Origin of the sequence: Microbispora hainanensis (assembly GCF_006874475.1) — a bacterium.
Taxonomy (GTDB): domain Bacteria; phylum Actinomycetota; class Actinomycetes; order Streptosporangiales; family Streptosporangiaceae; genus Microbispora; species Microbispora hainanensis.
On the sequence record NZ_VIRM01000059.1, the window covers coordinates 46,332 to 60,859 of the forward strand.

Consider the following 14,528-nt stretch of genomic DNA (forward strand, 5'->3'; position numbering starts at 1 on the left):
TTCCGGCCCTCCCTCGGAGGGCACCGGAAAACCTAACCCGATCGCCAGATCTTCCTGTCGCCGGTCATGGTCCGCCGGCCGAAGAGCGCTCCCGTGCAGCCCGGAATGCATGGGAGCGCCCTCCGGCCGGCGGCCCGGATTCCCCGGAACCGCCCCTGAGGCCGGGCGCGGCGCGCGATGATGGGCTGAGCGCGGGCCGTGACGGCCCGGCGTCGTGCTCGTTCCCCAGCGATCGGCGGAGAAATATCGTGATCTCGGGATCCGTGACTTTGCGCTCTTTGTTCGCCCACGGACCCCGGCACGACGGTGATCTGCACTACGGTGGCTTCCTGGGACTCCCGAGAGATCTACGATGGACGATCACCTAATCGGCTGGCTGACCAGTCTTGACGAAGACAGGCTCGCCCGAGTGCTGGCCAACCGGCCGGACGCGATCGCCGCGCCGTGGCCCCGGCGCCTGGACGCTCTCGCGCAGCGTCTGACCGACACCTTCGCCGTCATGGAGGTCATGCGCGGCCTCCCCCTCCCCCCGCTCGAACTCCTGCAGGCGTGCCTGGTCATCGGCGGCCGTCCGACGGAGGACGAACTGGCCCGGTTCCTCGGGGTGAGCACCTCGGCGGTGATCCCCTGGCTCGACCATCTGTACGACCACGCCGTCGCCTGGCCCGGCCGCGACGGCAGGATCACCGCGGCCGGCGCCGTCGCCCGCTGGTGGACCGCGCCCTGCGGCCTGGGCGAGCCGCTCGGCGCCTACCTCGACTCCTGGAAGCTCAGCACCGACGCGCTGCGCCGCATGTGCCGGGTGCTCGACCTGTCCCCGCACGGCGGCAGACGCCAGGTGATCGCCCGGATCACCGCACTGCTCGGCGACTGCGAGCGGCTGGGGGCGCTTCTCGACGACGCCCCCGACGGCACGCTCGGCATGCTCGACGACTTCGCCTGGGACGGCCCGGTCCGCAGCGTGAACGGCAACCGGTTCATCACCCCGGGCACGCCGGAGAAGTGGGCCCTCGACCGCGGCCTGCTCTTCCGCACCCAGTGGGACCTGGCGGAGATGCCCCGCGAGGTCGCGCTGGCGCTGCGCGGGCCCGACTATCGCGGGCCGTTCACGCCCTACCCGCCCGACCTGGCCACGGCCGAGGCGGAGGCCGACGGCGTGGAGCACGCCATGTGCCTGGCCGCGCCGCACGTGCTCGACCGGGCCACGGCGCTGCTGGAGAACGTCGACAAGACACCGCTGCCGCTGCTCAAGAACGGCGGGGTCGGCGTGCGGGAGATCAAGCGCCTGGCCAGGGAGACCGGTTGCGCCGAGGACGAGACCCGGCTGCTGCTCGAGGTCTGCGCGGTCGCCCGGCTGATCTCGATCGACGAGGAGGCGGGCGGGCTGACGCCGGCCGCCCGCTACGACGCGTGGCGGCTGGAGGAGGCGCCCACGCGGCTGCGCGTCCTGCTGGCCGCGTGGTGGCGGATGGAGCGCTCGTCGCTGCGCCGGGTGGACGGCCGCCACCCCGCCGCACTCGGCGACGACCCGGCCGGCGAGACGATCGCCAGGATCCGGTGGGCCCTGTTCGCGGCGCTCGCCGAGATCCCGGAGGGCAGGGCCTTCGCGACGCTGCCGGAGCTCGTGCAGCGGGTGCACTGGCGCGCCCCGCTGCTCGACCGCGAACTGCTGGACGGCTGCGCGGCGGCCGTGCTCGCCGAGGCCCGCCTGCTGGGGCTCGTGGCCTGCGACACGCTCACCGCCCTGGGCCGGGCCCTGGCCCCGCTCGCGGCCGTGGCCGGGGACGAGACGCGCGAATGCGTGCCCGAGGTCGAGCACGACCCCGCGCTGGCGAAGGCCGCCACGCACGCCATGGCGAGCGCCCAGCGCACGGCCCTGTTCGGCGCCGATCTCACCGCCGTGGTCACCGGCCCGCCGTCGGTCGAGCTCGCCGCGCTGCTCGACCGGGCGGCCGACCGCGAGTCGCAGGGCACCGCGTCGGTCTGGCGGTTCAGCCCCGCGAGCGTACGGCGGGCCCTGGACGGCGGGGACACGGCCGACACCCTCATCGCCGACCTGTCTGAGGCCGGCACGCTCCCCCAGCCGCTGACCTACCTGATCAGGGACGTGGCGCGGCGGCACGGCGAGGTCACGGTGTCGTCGGTCGGCTGCATCGTCCAGGGCTCCGACCCCGCGCTGCTCGCCGAGATCGCCGCGCACCGCAAACTGGCCAAGCTGGGCCTGCGGCTGCTGGCGCCGACCGTGCTCGCGGGTGCGGCGCCCGCCGCGGCCACGCTGGCCGCCCTCAGGGATGCGGGCTACGCCCCCGTGCCGGTGGACGACACCGGGGAGATCACCGTCCGGCGCGAGCCGCAGGGCGGGCGGCTGATCCTCCTGCCCGGTGGGCGGGTCGCCGAGCTCGAACCTTCCGGACCCCTGCTGGAGCCCCCGCCCGACCCGCGTGAGCACGCCAGGCGGCTGCTCGTCAGCGGCGGCCCGGTGGCGGCGACGGCGCAGCCCCGCCAGACCTGGGCAGTCATCGGGCGCATGGCGACCCGGCTGCCCGCGGCGCAGCAGTCGCTGCTCGGCTTCGTCGTCGACCGCGACGTCCGCGCGATGATCACGCTGGCCGACGGGGTCACCGCCACGGTCAGCCACGGCGAGCTGCGCAGCGGCGTGCTCGACGCGTGGTGCGAGGAGGCCGGCGACTACCTGGAGTTTCCGCTCAACGAGATCGCCTCGGTCACCGCCGACTGCTGACCCGCCCTCGGCGAACGACGAACAGTGAACGACGATCGGCGAACGACGGTCAGCGGACGCCGCAGCGGCGCAGGACGAGCAGGGCCAGGGCGCGGGTGACGTCGCGGAGCTCCCGCAGGTCGACCTGCTCACGCGGGGCGTGTGCGAACCGGACGTCGCCCGGCCCGTAGTGCAGGCTCGGCACGCCCGCCGCCGCGTACAGGCGCAGGTCGCTCCCGTACGGCGCGGCGGTGCGTCCCGGCCGCGCCCCGGTCACGTCGGCCACCGCCCGGGCCGCCTCCTCCGCCAGCGGGTGCCCCTCGGGCAGCCGGCCGCTGGCGAACTGCCCGCCCGGCCAGGTGACGCGTACGGGGTTGTCCCGCAGCCAGGGGTCGTCCAGGTCGGCGAGGGCGCTCTCCAGGGCGGCGCGGGCGTCGGCCGGGTCCTCGTCGAGCCGCACGCCCAGCCGGCCCTCGGCCACGAGCAGGTCGGGCACGGTGCTCGCCCAGTCGCCCGCGCGGACGGTGCCGATCTCGATCGGGTACGGCAGCGGGTTGCCCGCGAACAGGGAGTCCGGATCGGCGTTGCGCTCGCGTTCGAGCCGCCGGACGGCCTGGAGCACCGGCACGAACGCCTCGACGGCGTTGACCCCCTCATAGCGGGTGGCGCCGTGCGCGGCCCGGCCGGCGACCTCCAGGCGGAAGGTCAGCGCCCCGGCGTTGGCGGTGATCAGCTTCCCGCTCGTCGGCTCGGTGATCACGGCCGCCTCCCCCGTGTGGCCCCTGGCCAGGGTGGCGAACGCGCCGAGCCCGCCGTCCTCCTCGCTGACCACGCAGTGGACGGCCAGGGGGCGCGCGAGCCGCACACCGGTCGCGCGCAAGGCGCGCACCACGGCGAGGTTGGCGGCGAGACCGGCCTTCATGTCGCAGGCGCCCCGGCCGTGCAGGGTGGTCGCGGTGAGGCGGGCGCCGAAGGGGTCCTGCCCCTCCCACTTGCCCGGGTCGCCGATCGGCACGACGTCGGCGTGCCCCTGGAGGATCAGCGCGGGGGTGCCCTCGCCCTCGGTGACGCCGACGACGCCGTATCCCTCGGCGCGCTCCGCCTCCGTGCCGGGGAACCCCTCGCGGGAGCGGAGATCGTCGAGGTCGAGCTTCCACATGTCGACGTCGAGGCCCCATTCGGTGAGCATGCGGGCGCACCTGTCCTGCAGGTCCGACTCGGCGTCGGTGCCGGTGACGCTCGGCACCCTCACCAGGTCGGCCAGCAGGCGCACGGTCTCCGCCTCGTCGATGGCGTCCAGGACTCTTGCTTCGACATCCATGGCGCAGACTGTACGGCCTGCCGCCGACCGGCGTGGAGCCCCGGAATGCACGTGCATTCCGTCGTACGGTGGATCTTTCAGGAAGGAGTCCGGGATGGGGAGACTGACAGCCGGCTGGGTGGGCCGCCCGGGGGTCTGGCGCGGCCTGATCGCGTGGCCGGCGGTCGCTCCGTTCGCGCTGTGGGCCGTGCTGCGGCTGGTGCCCGGCGACGTCCATTTCCGGTGGGTGCAACTGGTGGCGTTCACGCCGTACGTCGCCCTCGCCTCGGTCGTCGCGCCGCTGGTCGCGCTGCTCGTGCGGCGTCCGGCGGCGCTGGTCGCGGGCCTCGCGGTCACCGCGACGCTCGCGGCCTGCGTGCTGCCGCGCGCGCTGTCGGACCCGTCCACGCGCGTCTCGGCCGGCTCCGGAGTGCGGGCGGCCGGGGACGCGGGCCCGGCCCTGCGGATCCTGTCGGCCAACCTGCTCTACGGCTCGGTGCCGCCCGCCGCGCTGGTGGACCTCGTGCGGCGGCTGCGCCCCGACGTCCTGACGCTGCAGGAGCTGACCCCGCAGGCGTCGGAGGGCCTGCGGGCGGCGGGCCTGCGCGCGCTCCTGCCGTACGCGGACGACCGGGCCGAGGAGGGCTCCAGCGGCTCCGGGCTCTTCACGCGGTTCCCCCTGCGGCCGGAGGAGCTCACGACGGTGAACGGCCGCCGGCAGGCGGCGGGGATCGTCGACGTGCCCGGCGCGGGATCCGTCTCCATCGTGTCCGTGCACCCGTGCGCGCCGCGCTACGCGTTCCGGTTCAGGTGCTGGTCGCGCTCACTCGCCTCACTGCCCGCCCCGGGCGGGCCCGTACGGATCCTGTCGGGCGACTTCAACGCGACGCTCGACCACGCCCGGGTCCGGCGCCTGCTCGACGCGGGCTACCGGGACGCGGCCGACGCGACCGGCAAGGGCCTGGCCGGCACCTGGCCCTACCGGAGGTCGTCGGACTTCGGCGGCCTGCCGGTGCCGCCCGTCACGATCGACCACGTCCTGGTGGACCCGCGCGTCGCGGTGCGGGCGTTCGGCGTCCACCGGCTGCCGGAGACCGACCACCGGGCGATCTTCGCCGAGCTGGTCCTGCCCACGACCGACGCCTGATGCGTTATCGCGGGGCCCGTTCGGAGGCGGGGAAGGCGAACCGCGGCTCCGCCCCGGACCACCACGCCCCGATCGCGAAGGCCGCCGCGGCCTCGACGTAGACCGCGCGGGACAGCCCACCACAGGGCATCGGCTCGCATCCCATCGACGTGATCAGCGCGGCGGTCCTGCCGAGGCTCGCCGGGTCGTCGCCGCAGAACGGCACGGCCAGCGGCGCTCCGTCGAACACCGGCCGGGGCAGCGTCCAGACGCTGTCGTGGCACAGGTTGAACGCCTTGACCACGTGGGCGTCCGGCGCGGCGTCCGCCATCAGCCGGGCGACCGAGGTCGTGCCGCCCGTCGTCAGCACCGGGCCGTCATCGCCCGGCTCAAGGGGGTTCGAGCAGTCGACGACGGTCCGCCCGGCGAGGGCGTCCGCGAGAGCGTCCACCAGCCGTGGCGCGACCCCGGCGGGAACCGCCGCGAGGACGAGCTCGCCGTGGGCCGCCGCGTCGGCGAGCGTTCCGTCCTTCGCGCCGCCGATGCGGGCCGCCGTGGCGGCGGCCGCGGCCCGGTCGCGTCCGCCGACGAGCACGTCGTGCCCGGCGCGGGCCCAGGCGCCGCCCAGCGCCGTGGCCATCGCGCCGGTGCCGAGGATGCCGATGCGCATGGTGCCTTCTTCCGTTCCGTACGAACAAGGTGACGGCCCCTGAGGCTAGAGCGGCCGACGCACACCACACGGTGTCCTTCGCACCGGGCAGGATGAGGCCATGGACGAGTTCCCCGGCGAGCGCGCGTACACCTCCGACTGCCGGGCGCGCCTCGCGTTCGAGGTGCTCGCGAACCGCTGGGACAGCGTCGTGGTCTTCACGCTCGGCGAGGCCGGTCCGATGCGGCCGCGGCGGCTGCGCGCCCGGATCGGCGGGATCTCTCCCAAGGTCCTCAACGAGGCGCTGCGCCGCCTGGAGCGCAACGGCCTGGTCGAACGCCGGGCGTATGCCGAGGCGCCGCCGCGCGTCGACTACGCGCTGACGGAGGCGGGCACGGCCCTGCTCGCCCCCATGCGCGCGATGGGCGAGTGGGCCGTGCGCTACGGAGACGCCGTGCTGGACGCCCAGGAGCGGCACACGGCACGCGGACGGGAGCGCCTCACCGGCGCGTGAGGGGCTACCTGAGCGACACGCGGGTGAAGCGGGTCTCGAAGCCCTTGCCCACGGGAGCGGCGCACATGACCCCGGCGAGCGCCGGCTCCTGCGGCGGGAAGTAGGCCAGGCGCAGCAGGTGCTCCGGCTCCGCGCCGTTCACGCCGTATAGGACGGTCACGGCGTCGCCCGCTCGTTCGAGGTCGAACGTCGCGGAGACGAGCCCGGCGGGCGCGGGCGTGACCGACCAGTCGGAGAAGCCGCGGGTGACGACGACGCTGAGCTGGTGGCCGCCGTCGACGAACTCGACCCCGGCCTTGATCCAGTTCTCCTCGTCGATGCGCAGCACGGCCCCGGCCTGGTCGTACTGCTCGGCGTAGCCGGCCTCGAACGTCACGGTCAGCCGCGCGTCCCCGGCGACCTGGCGGCCGAACATGTGGGCGGTGTCGTACGAGTAGCCGTAGTGCGTCCGCTGCCACAGGTCGGTCTGGGCGCCGGCGACGGCCCGCAGGCCCTCCCCCGACCGCGACCACTCGGCGGGCTCGTTGATCCACGTGAAGTCGTCGAACGCCATGCCGGTCCCCTGCCGTCGCTTTGACTGATCTTGCTATGAGAGCCCTTCCGGGCGCCCGCGTCAAGGACGATCTACCTGGTATTTAGATCGATTTGTCCACTTTACTCACTCTTTCCTTATACTCGTGCCTCACATCACCTTTTGCCCCTGTAAATCCCGTTCATCGCAAAACCGTCGTATCCCCTTCCCCAGGGAACGCGCGGCCCGCTTCCGGAGCCTTCCTCCTCCCTTCCGAGGGCTGCTCCGCCATGCGCGGGCGCGCGTGCGGAGCCCGCCGGCCGGGACTCCTCGACGACGCGAGGCCCCGCTCCCCCGAGGGCCGCCCCCGCGATCGAGACGAAAGGAACCTCATGCGCAAGCGAGCCCGTCAGGTGATCATCATGGCGATGACCGGAACCACACTCGTCGCCGGCGCGGCCACCGCCGCGGACGCCTCGGTGATCCCTCAGGCTCCATCCCCCGCGCCGGTCCCCCCGGCGGCGTCCGCCGCCTCCCCGGACACCGCCCGCCCGATCCCCGGCGACCTGGCCGCCCTGGGCGCGGCGTTCAACGCGGCCCTCCGCACGGCGTACGTCAAGGCGAGGAAGGCCGCCTCCATGCCCTCCGGCGTCGCCACCGCCACGTCCTTCTGGGACGCCCAGACCGCTTCGGGCAAGCCGATGCGCTACCGGACCATCGCCAGCCCCTACTGGCCCCTCGGCACCAGGGTGCGGATCACGTACAAGAAGAAGAGCGCGATCGGCGTCGTCGACGACTTCGGCCCGGCCGAGTGGGCCGTGGCCCAGCACGACATCCCGGCGATCGTCGACCTGTCCGAGAGGATGATGGCCGACCTGACGGGCGTCGCCTCCAACACCGTGCACGTACGGTTCCAGGTGCTGAAGTGGGGCAAGGGCGGCGTCTACCGCCGCTCAGGAACGGGCTACAAGCTGGCCATGGGCCGCCGCTGACCACCGGGCGGACGTGCACCTCCGATGACGGCGCCCCGGGCCGCTGCGCGTAAACTGCGAGCGTGGCTGACCCGAAGTTCGAGATCCAGATGCTCCACGACCGCGTGATGGTCAGGGTTCAGCGGGACTCCGAGGAGCGGCGCAGCAGCGCGGGCATCGTCATCCCGGCCACGGTCAAGATGGCCAACCGGCTCGTCTGGGGCGAGGTGTGCGGCGCGGGCGCCAACGTCAGGTCGGTCAAGACCGGCGACAAGGTCCTGTTCAACCCCGAGGACCAGTATGAGGTGGAGGTCCACGGCCAGCTCTACCTGGTCCTGCGCGAGCGCGACCTGCACGCCGTGGCGACGCAGCAGACCGACCACGGCACCGGCCTCTACCTCTGACCCCACGGCCGCTGTCTCCGGCCTCCCGCCCCCTCCCGCCCCCCTCGCGCCAAGGTGAGCCATGACCCTTCAGGACGACCTCGTCGAGCTTCGCCGCGCGCTGCACCAGGAGCCGGAGCTCGGCCTCGACCTGCCCCGCACGCAGGAGAAGGTGCTCGCGGCGCTCGACGGCCTGCCCCTGGAGATCACCACCGGCGAGCGCCTGTCGTCGGTGACCGCCGTCCTGCGCGGCGGCCGTCCCGGCCCCGCCGTACTGCTGCGCGCCGACATGGACGCGCTGCCGGTGCATGAGAAGACCGACGTGCCCTACCGGTCGCGCTTCGACGGCCGCATGCACGCCTGCGGCCACGACCTGCACACGGCCATGCTGGTGGGGGCCGCCCGCCTGCTCAGCGAGCGCCGCGCCGACCTCGCCGGAGACGTGGTGCTGATGTTCCAGCCCGGCGAGGAGGGTGACGAGGGCGCCCGGCTGATGATCGAGGAGGGCGTGCTCGACGCGGCCGGAGCCAGGGCGGTCGCGGCGTACGGCATGCACGTCTTCGCCACGACGATCCCGCGCGGGCTGTTCCTGACCAGGAGCGGGCCCGTGCTGGCCGCGGCCGACACGCTGACCGTGACCGTCCGCGGCAGAGGCGGCCACGGGTCCTCCCCGCACCGTGCCCTCGACCCGATCCCCGCCGCCTGCGAGATCGTGACGGCCCTGCAGACCCACGTGACCCGCGGCTACGACGTGTTCGACCCGGTCGTGGTGACCGTGGGCAGCTTCCACGCCGGCACCACCGACAACGTCATCCCCGACGAGGCCGTCTTCGAGGCCACCGTGCGCACGTTCTCGGCCGGCGCACGCGACCGCGTCAGGGAGGGCCTGGTCAGGCTCGCCCGCGGCATCGGCGAGGCGCACGGCCTCACCGTCGACTGCGCATTCGGCATCGGCTATCCGGTGACGGTGAACAACGATGCCGAGGCGGAGTTCGCCGCCCACACGGTGCGGGAGACCCTCGGCCAGGACCGCTACTTCCCGCTGCCGACCCCGGCGACCGGCTCGGAGGACTTCTCGTACGTGCTGGAGCAGGTGCCGGGGGCGTTCCTCGTGGTCGGCGCCTGCCCGCCCGGCCGCGACCTCGCCACCGCCCCGGCCAACCACTCGGCGGAGGCGGAGTTCGACGACGCCATCCTGTCCGACGGCGCGACGCTGCTCGGCGAGCTCGCGATCCGCAGGCTGGCCCGCGTCTGACGGCCGGCCCGGGAGGTCGCGGGCCTCCTGGACCGGGCCGACCCGATCGGGCCGACAACGATCAGGCCGACACCGATCAGGCCGACACCGATCAGGTCGACACCCGCGGCCGGCTCAGGAGATCGCAGGCTTCGTGGACCAGGCCGACACCGATCAGGTCGACAACGGGGGCCCGGTCAGGAGATCGCGGGCTTCGTGGATCAGGTCGATGCCGAGGGTCAGCCGGACCGACGCCCAGACGATGGCCGCGGCGCAGAGCAGGGTGAGCGCGCCCGCGATGATGCGGACGAACCAGTTCTGCCGTTTCAGCCAGCCGGTCGCCGCCTTGACCTTGTCCTTGGCGAACTCCAGCAGCCGCGACGCCCAGGTGAACTCCGTGGCCAGCACGGCGAGCCCGGCGAAGACCACCAGCCAGCCCGGCCCCGGAAAGGGCACCATGATCAGACCGGTGACCACGAGCGCCGCCCCGATCACCCCGATGACGATCCGCAGCGTCAACCGGCCCGCGGGAGTCGCGCGGATCCGATCGAGCCGGCCTGGCGGATCGGCGGTCTCCTCGTGTCCACCCGCACGACTGTCCTCAGCCGTCGCCACACGGCTCACCCCCATTCGCTGCCAACGATAGCCAGCGCGCGAACGCGGCGGCGATCGGCGGGTTCACGCGTCCCCGAGGCAGGCGGCGGTCTGCTCGGCGATCTCCAGTTCCTCGTTGGTGGGCACCACCAGCACCGCCACCTCGGCGCCCTCCGGTGAGACCACCCTCGCCTCCGCCGACTCGGCGGTGTTGCGATCGGGATCGACCTCGATGCCGAGCCGGGTGAGCCCGGTCGTCGCGAGCGCGCGGACCCGGGGGCTGTTCTCCCCCACACCGCCGGCGAAGACGAGGGCGTCCACGTGGCCGAGCGCCGCGTAGTAGGCCCCGATGTAGGCCCGCACGCGGTAGCCGTAGACGTCGAGCGCCAGCCGGGCGTCCTCGTCGCCCGAATCGGCCAGCCGCCACACCTCCCGCATGTCGTTGGCGCCGCACATGCCGAGCAGGCCGCTGTCCTTGTTGAGCGCCGCGTCGACTCCGCCGAGGTCCATGCCCGCGACCCGGCCGAGGTAAGCGCCCAGAGCCGGGTCGACATCCCCGGAGCGGGTGCCCATCACCAGCCCGGCGAGCGGGGTGATGCCCATCGAGGTGTCCACGCTGCGCCCGCCCCGCACCGCCGTCGCGCTCGCGCCGTTGCCGAGGTGCAGCACGATCGAGTTCACCTCGTCGTACGGCCGGCCGAGCAGCGCGGCCGCCCTGCGGGAGACGTACGCCGTGGAGGTGCCGTGGAAGCCATAGCGGCGCACGCCGAACTTGCGGGTCCACTCGCGGGGGACGGCGTAGGTGTACGCGTGCGGCGGGATCGTGCCGTGGAAGGCGGTGTCGAAGACCGCGACGTGCGGCAGGCCGGGAAAGGCGCGCCGGGCGACCCGGATCCCCTCCAGGTTCGCCGGGTTGTGCAGCGGCGCCAGCGGCGCCATCTCCTCGATGGCCCGCTCGACCTCGTCGTCGATCAGCACCGGCGTGACGAACCGGCTGCCGCCGTGGACGACCCGATGGCCCACGGCGGTCACGCCGTCGAGCGGCGGCCCGTGCTCGGCGAAGGCCGCGAGCACCGCCTTGAGCCCCTCCTCGTGGTCGGCCACCCGGCGCTCGGTCCGTACGCCGTCGTGGGTGAGCACGCTCTCGTCCTCGCCGATGCGCTCGATCAGCCCACCGGCCACGGCCCGCCGCGACCCCATGTCGATGAGGCGATATTTGATGGACGACGACCCCGTGTTGAGGACGAGGACCTCCCCGCTCACTGTGCCTCCCGTCGCGCCCGCGCGCTCACCGTGCACCTTCTCCGCGCCTGCGCGCTCACCCTGTCTCCTCTCGCGCCTGCGCGCTCACCCTGTCTCCTCCCGCGCCTGCGCGCTCATTGTGTTTCCCCGTGCGCCTGCGCCTGGATGGCCGTGATCGCCACGGTGTTGACGATGTCGCCCACGGTCGCGCCGCGGGACAGGTCGTTGACCGGCTTGCGCAGGCCCTGCAGGACCGGCCCGATCGCGACCGCCCCGGCGCTGCGCTGCACGGCCTTGTAGAGGTTGTTGCCCGTGTTGAGGTCGGGCACCACGAACACCGTCGCCCGCCCGGCCACCGCGCTGCCGGGCATCTTGGTCCGCGCCACGCTCGGCTCGGCCGCCGCGTCGTACTGGATCGGGCCCTCGACGGGAAGGTCCGGCCGCAGCTCGCGCACCCGCGCGGTGGCCTCGCGCACCTTGTCCACCTCGGGCCCCGCCCCGGACTCGCCGGTCGAGTACGACAGCATGGCCACGCGCGGCTCGACCCCGAACCTGGCGGCCGTGGCGGCCGACGAGATCGCGATGTCGGCGAGCTGGGCGGCCGTGGGATCGGGGACCACGGCGCAGTCGCCGTACACGAGGACGCGGTCGGCCAGGCACATGAAGAACACGCTGGACACGACGCCGACGCCCGGCGAGGTCTTGATGATCTCGAACGAGGGCCTGATCGTGTGGGCGGTGGTGTGGGCGGCGCCCGAGACCATGCCGTCGGCCAGCCCGAGGTGCACCATCATCGTGCCGAAGTAGGAGACGTCGGTGACGATGTCGCGGGCCTGCCCGGCCGTCACGCCCTTGTGCGCGCGCAGCCGGGCGTACTCCTCGGCGAACAGCTCGCGCAGCTCCGGGTCGAACGGGCTGACCACGCGGGCGCCGTCGACGGCCAGGCCCATCGTGGCCGCCGCCAGCCGGATCTCGCGCTCGTCGCCCAGCAGGGTCAGCTCGGCGACGCCCCGGCGCAGCAGGCTGTCGGCGGCGCGCAGGATCCGCGGCTCGGTGCCCTCCGGCAGCACGATGTGCCTGCGGTCGGCGCGGGCGCGGTCCAGCAGGTCATACTCGAACATGAGCGGGGTGATCGCGGCGGCCTTGGTGACCTGCAGGCTGCGCAGCAGCGCCCCGCCGTCGACGTGCTCGGCGAAGACCCCGAGCGCGGTGTCGATCTTGCCCTTGGCGTCCGGGCTGAACCGGCCCTCGGCCTTCGACAGCTTGGTCGCGGTCTCGAACGTGCCGCCGCCGGTCGTGATGATCGGCAGCCGGATGTCCATGCCCTTCAGGAGACGGACGACGGCGTCCGGCAGCTCCAGCCCGCCGTTGAGGATGATCGCCGACAGGGCGGGGAACGTGGGGGCCTTGTGCGCGGCCAGCAGCCCCGGCACCAGCGCGGCGGCCCGGTCGGCGGGGACGACGACCGCCAGGCCCTCGGTGAGGCGCTCCAGGATGTTCGGCAGCGACATCGCGCCGATCATCAGCCCGCCCGTCTCCCGGCCGAGCTGGTCGGCGTCGCCCATGAACAGTTCGCCGTCGCAGGCCGCCATCAGGTCGCTCACCGTCGGCGCGGACAGCCGCCGCACCTCCGGCAGGACGTACGCGGGGACGCGGGCGGCGACCTCGTCGACCAGGCCGGGGGCGACCCTCGTGACGACCGTCGCCAGCTCGGTGGCGTGCCGCTCGGCCAGCTCCTTGCGCGACATCTCGACCGCCGCGGCGATCTCGTCGGGGGTGCGGTCGAGCCCGGTGACGACGTTCATCACCGGCGTGCCCAGGTTGGCGGCGAGCTCCGCGTTGAACACGAACTCGGTGGGCGCGCCCACGTCGGTGTAGTCGGTGCCGATCACCACGACCGCGTCGCACCGCCCGGCGAGCGCCCGATAGCGGGCCAGGATCTCCCCGGTCGCGCGCTCCTCGTCGGCGTGCACCTCCTCATAGGTGACGCCGGTGCACATGGCGTACGGCAGGCCGATCCCGAAGCGGCTGCGCGCGGTGTTGATCAAGCTGTCCTCGCGGCCCGGCCGGACGACCGGCCGGAACACGCCGACCGTGCCCACCTGACGGGTCAGCAGCTCGATCATGCCGAGGGCGATCGTGCCCTTGTTGCTCCTCGCGTCGCCGGCCGCGACGTAAACCCCGATCGCCATTCGCGCAGTCACCCCTGTCCAGGCGCGGCCCGACGGCCCGCCCAGGAAAGGCTATGCGACGGGCCCTACGGACATACCAGTCGAAGGTCACATCCATAGGGCCTTTTCCCACCCGTCACGCGGTCTCACAGGTCCCGGCGGGAAGGCGGGCGAGGACGCCTTCGAGCCCGCTGCGCACCGTGTCCGGGCCGCCGGTGTCGAGGCCGTATGTGACCTCGTGCCACGGGCCGAGCCGATGCCACAGCAGTGCCCGTTCGACGAGATCCGGCGCGGCGCCGTACTCCGCCGCGACGGCCCGGGCGAACACCGGCGGGGCGCCGTGGAGCGCCCACGCCAGGTCGAGCGCGGGCGCTTCCCGCGCCGACGGCGCGCCATGCCGTACGGCCTGCGCCGGGCCGGTCGCGTGCAGGGCCCGCAGGAACGCGCCCAGCGTCCGTCCGCCCGCGGCGTCGAAGGCCGCGAGCGGCTCACCGGCGACCATCTCGTGCCGTACGACCAACGGTCTTCACTAGATCACCCCTGCGCCGTCCCAGCCCAACCCTTTTCCGCCCCGACCCCGGCCTCGAAAGGCCGTGGGCGGACAGGTCGGACACGTGGATCCCGGGTGATTCACACGGCTCGAAGCCATTGATCGAGGGCGGCGAAGTCTTCGCCGGTGAGTCCCCTGTATGACTCCACGTGGTGAAGGAGAGCCCCGCCGCTGTGGTGCGCGGAAACCCACTCCCTGTCGGCGTCGGTGATCTCGTCGTCTACCCAGGCGAACGGGCGGCCGCCCGCCCAGTTCACCAGGGTCCGGGTCTTCCAGCAGAGCCCGAACCACTGGTCCTCACGCGTGTGGTGGTCGGCCGGCTCCGGCCAGCTCACCACTGGCAAACGCGGCAGCCCGATCCGGGGCGCTATCTCGGCATTCGCCTCCTCTTCCCAGGTGGTCGCCCAGACGAGTTCGCAGGGCAGCGCCGCCAGCCGAGTCCCCACCTCAAAGGTGAGCCGTGCCAGGCGCGAGCCTGGTGAAGCACCCAGCTGTGCGCGTTGGGCCGCGTCCATGATCGTGGTGTATGAGAAGACCACTCGTAATCCGGCGAACTTCTAAGCG

13 protein-coding genes and 1 pseudogene are annotated in these 14,528 nt (G+C 73.4%); 6 read left to right on the plus strand and 8 right to left on the minus strand.

Features of this window, described 5'->3' with window-relative positions:
- Positions 1-352 precede the first annotated feature (352 nt).
- Positions 353-2,740, plus strand: a complete 2,388-nt coding sequence (locus FLX08_RS33900) for a helicase-associated domain-containing protein (RefSeq protein ID WP_142624342.1) — start codon at positions 353-355, stop codon at positions 2,738-2,740.
- 49 nt (positions 2,741-2,789) lie between these two features.
- Here the strand turns inward: FLX08_RS33900 and FLX08_RS33905 are convergent, their stop codons facing one another.
- Positions 2,790-4,040: an ArgE/DapE family deacylase gene (locus FLX08_RS33905; RefSeq protein WP_142624343.1), complete on the minus strand. Its 1,251-nt coding sequence runs from the start codon at positions 4,038-4,040 to the stop codon at positions 2,790-2,792.
- 94 nt (positions 4,041-4,134) lie between these two features.
- Here FLX08_RS33905 and FLX08_RS33910 point away from each other — a divergent pair, with 94 nt between their 5' ends.
- Entirely contained in the window at positions 4,135-5,166 is a 1,032-nt protein-coding gene (locus FLX08_RS33910; RefSeq protein ID WP_142624344.1) for an endonuclease/exonuclease/phosphatase family protein, read from the plus strand.
- A 4-nt stretch (positions 5,167-5,170) separates the two neighbouring features.
- Here FLX08_RS33910 and FLX08_RS33915 read toward each other — a convergent pair.
- Positions 5,171-5,818, minus strand: a pseudogene (locus FLX08_RS33915) (NADPH-dependent F420 reductase); the annotation flags it as partial.
- Between the two features lie 97 nt (positions 5,819-5,915).
- Between FLX08_RS33915 and FLX08_RS33920 the strand changes: the two are divergent.
- On the plus strand, positions 5,916-6,308 hold the full coding sequence (locus FLX08_RS33920; RefSeq protein ID WP_142624346.1) for a winged helix-turn-helix transcriptional regulator: 393 nt from the start codon (positions 5,916-5,918) through the stop codon (positions 6,306-6,308).
- Between the two features lie 4 nt (positions 6,309-6,312).
- Here FLX08_RS33920 and FLX08_RS33925 read toward each other — a convergent pair whose 3' ends face one another.
- Positions 6,313-6,861: a DUF1349 domain-containing protein gene (locus FLX08_RS33925; protein ID WP_142624347.1), complete on the minus strand. Its 549-nt coding sequence runs from the start codon at positions 6,859-6,861 to the stop codon at positions 6,313-6,315.
- Between the two features lie 350 nt (positions 6,862-7,211).
- Here FLX08_RS33925 and FLX08_RS33930 point away from each other — a divergent pair, with 350 nt between their 5' ends.
- The 3 genes from FLX08_RS33930 (at position 7,212) to FLX08_RS33940 (ending at position 9,428) form a co-directional block, all read left to right on the plus strand.
- On the plus strand, positions 7,212-7,811 hold the full coding sequence (locus FLX08_RS33930) for an RlpA-like double-psi beta-barrel domain-containing protein (protein ID WP_142624348.1): 600 nt from the start codon (positions 7,212-7,214) through the stop codon (positions 7,809-7,811).
- 62 nt (positions 7,812-7,873) lie between these two features.
- Positions 7,874-8,194, plus strand: a complete 321-nt coding sequence (locus tag FLX08_RS33935) for a GroES family chaperonin (protein WP_142624349.1) — start codon at positions 7,874-7,876, stop codon at positions 8,192-8,194.
- Positions 8,195-8,255: 61 nt separating this feature from the next.
- Positions 8,256-9,428 carry a M20 metallopeptidase family protein gene (locus FLX08_RS33940; RefSeq protein WP_142624350.1) on the plus strand — a complete coding sequence of 391 codons (1,173 nt, stop codon included), beginning with the start codon at positions 8,256-8,258 and terminating at the stop codon, positions 9,426-9,428.
- A gap of 153 nt (positions 9,429-9,581) precedes the next feature.
- Here FLX08_RS33940 and FLX08_RS33945 read toward each other — a convergent pair whose 3' ends face one another.
- From FLX08_RS33945 to FLX08_RS33965, 5 genes are all read right to left on the minus strand, one after another.
- On the minus strand, positions 9,582-10,022 hold the full coding sequence (locus tag FLX08_RS33945; protein WP_244313096.1) for a TIGR02611 family protein: 441 nt from the start codon (positions 10,020-10,022) through the stop codon (positions 9,582-9,584).
- 63 nt (positions 10,023-10,085) lie between these two features.
- A complete protein-coding gene (locus FLX08_RS33950; RefSeq protein ID WP_142624352.1) occupies positions 10,086-11,264 on the minus strand; it encodes an acetate/propionate family kinase in 1,179 nt (392 codons plus the stop codon).
- Between the two features lie 113 nt (positions 11,265-11,377).
- Positions 11,378-13,435 (minus strand): phosphate acetyltransferase, encoded by a 2,058-nt coding sequence (gene pta, locus FLX08_RS33955; protein WP_142624353.1) that lies wholly within the window; start codon positions 13,433-13,435, stop codon positions 11,378-11,380.
- 115 nt (positions 13,436-13,550) lie between these two features.
- A complete protein-coding gene (locus FLX08_RS33960) occupies positions 13,551-13,934 on the minus strand; it encodes a hypothetical protein (protein WP_142624354.1) in 384 nt (127 codons plus the stop codon).
- Between the two features lie 110 nt (positions 13,935-14,044).
- The gene (locus FLX08_RS33965; RefSeq protein WP_142624355.1) at positions 14,045-14,479 is read right to left on the minus strand and encodes an HAD domain-containing protein; all 435 of its coding nucleotides are present in this window, start codon (positions 14,477-14,479) and stop codon (positions 14,045-14,047) included.
- Positions 14,480-14,528: the final 49 nt, after the last annotated feature.

Bases quoted from the DNA above. Each gene is read 5' to 3' on its own strand.
- FLX08_RS33900 (WP_142624342.1), top strand. From the start codon at position 353: ATGGACGATCACCTAATCGGCTGGCTGACCAGTCTTGACGAAGACAGG.
- FLX08_RS33905 (WP_142624343.1), bottom strand. From the start codon at position 4,040: ATGGATGTCGAAGCAAGAGTCCTGGACGCCATCGACGAGGCGGAGACC.
- FLX08_RS33910 (WP_142624344.1), top strand. From the start codon at position 4,135: ATGGGGAGACTGACAGCCGGCTGGGTGGGCCGCCCGGGGGTCTGGCGC.
- FLX08_RS33920 (WP_142624346.1), top strand. From the start codon at position 5,916: ATGGACGAGTTCCCCGGCGAGCGCGCGTACACCTCCGACTGCCGGGCG.
- FLX08_RS33925 (WP_142624347.1), bottom strand. From the start codon at position 6,861: ATGGCGTTCGACGACTTCACGTGGATCAACGAGCCCGCCGAGTGGTCG.
- FLX08_RS33930 (WP_142624348.1), top strand. From the start codon at position 7,212: ATGCGCAAGCGAGCCCGTCAGGTGATCATCATGGCGATGACCGGAACC.
- FLX08_RS33940 (WP_142624350.1), top strand. From the start codon at position 8,256: ATGACCCTTCAGGACGACCTCGTCGAGCTTCGCCGCGCGCTGCACCAG.
- pta (WP_142624353.1), bottom strand. From the start codon at position 13,435: ATGGCGATCGGGGTTTACGTCGCGGCCGGCGACGCGAGGAGCAACAAG.
- FLX08_RS33965 (WP_142624355.1), bottom strand. From the start codon at position 14,479: ATGGACGCGGCCCAACGCGCACAGCTGGGTGCTTCACCAGGCTCGCGC.